Here is a 1,696-nt window from a genome sequence, read left to right on the forward strand (position 1 = left end):
CCCTCGGTGGCCCGCTCCATGGTTGATGTGGCCGAAGCCCGCAACTGGCGGTCCCTGCGGGTCGCGGGCAGCGAAGACTTCCGCCGCCTTGTCTGGCTCGAAGCCGCAGTGCGCGGTGTGAAGACCCTGGGCTACGAGCCCAACCCGGCCGACATGGAACGCCTCAAGGTGGAACGCGAACTGCGCCAGATCAACCGCATCGAACCCCACCGCGACGCCAGCGCATCCACGGCCACCACCAATACTGACAAACCGTCGGGCCGCGGCAGTGGTGGCCGAAAGACCGTGCTGGCCGCCATCGAAGCCATCCTCGTCGCCAACCGCGTGCCCGAGAAACGGCGCGAAGCCGTCATGGTCGCAGCCGCCGAGAAGCTGGCCCAGCGCATCCGAGACGGCCAGAACCCCAAGGTGCGGATCTACGACAAGAACGCCCCGTCCCAGCGCCCGGTGGTGGCGACCCAGCAGGACCCGCAGCGCAGTCGCGAACGCGCTGCACCTGCCCGCTGAAGTGTCGCGATGAACACAACTGCGGCCGTGGAAGCGGCCTACGCCATCGGCGATCAACGCTGGGCGAGAGACGCCCCCGGCTTCGCGAATGCCATCGCCACGGCGCACGAGAAACACCTGCGCCCCCGCTGCCTCTGCCAGCCTGGCCAGCCGGGCATCGAGATGTACGTGGCCCGCGTCCTGAACGGTTTCACAGTCAAGCGCATGCCCAACACCGGCAGCCAACACGCCACCACCTGTCCGTCCTACGAACCACCAGCCGAGTTCAGCGGCCTCGGCCCGCTGGTTGGCACGGCCATCGTCGAGAACCCGGCCACCGGCATGACGACGCTCAAGCTCGACTTTCCGATGTCCAAACTGCCCGGCCGGGCCGCGCAGCCCCCATCAGCCAGTTCCAGCAGCAGCGTGGTCGCCCACGGCCACCGGCTAGGCCTGCGCGCCCTGCTGCACTACCTGTGGGACCAGGCCGAACTGACCCACTGGAAACCCGGGTTTGCCGGCCGTCGCACCTGGAGCACCGTGCGCAAACACCTGCTGCAGGCCGCCGAAAACAAGTTCGTCCACGGCCACGCCCTGCTGGGCAGCCTCTACATCCCCGAGGTGTTTTCGGTGGAACAGCTCGACGCCATCCAGTCCCGCCGACAACGGTTGTGGGCGCATGGAGCACCGCGACACGGGCAACCCCAGCCCCTGCTGCTCATGGTGGCCGAAGTCAAGGACATCTCACCCACCCGCTACGGGCACAAGGTGGTCTTCAAACACCTGCCCGACCAAGCCTTCGCGCTGGACGACGCGCTGTACCGGCGCCTGGGCAGAAGCTTTGAACACGAGCTCACTCTCTGGGGCACCGAGCCCGACCTGCACTTGGTCATGATCGCCACCTTCCGCGTGGACGAAGCTGGCACACCGGGCATCGTGGAACTGTCCCTCATGCTCACCACCGCGCAGTGGCTACCGGTGGACGACGGCTGGGACAGGCAACTGGTCGGGGCACTGGTACGGCAGGGCCGCTCCTTCGTCAAAAGCCTCCGGTACAACGTGCCCACCACTCAGGCACTGGTCTGTGCCAGCCTGCTGGACTGCAGCCCTGCGCCCTACCCACTCTTCATCGACCGCGAGCACAACCCGGAAGCATCCCCGGCGATGGCAATCACAGAGCCCGACAGCGACAACCCTGAATGGCGGTGGA

At 67.0% G+C, this 1,696-nt stretch carries 2 protein-coding genes; both read left to right on the top strand.

From position 1 onward, the window contains the following. Positions 1-507: LPD7 domain-containing protein (locus ABYB95_RS23075; protein WP_372662561.1), on the top strand; the 507-nt coding region annotated here is incomplete at its 5' end. A gap of 9 nt (positions 508-516) precedes the next feature. Continuing rightward, positions 517-1,696: DUF1173 domain-containing protein (locus tag ABYB95_RS23080; protein WP_372662564.1), on the top strand; the 1,180-nt coding region annotated here is incomplete at its 3' end.

The organism is Hydrogenophaga sp., from assembly GCF_041633695.1.
GTDB lineage: Bacteria > Pseudomonadota > Gammaproteobacteria > Burkholderiales > Burkholderiaceae_C > Hydrogenophaga.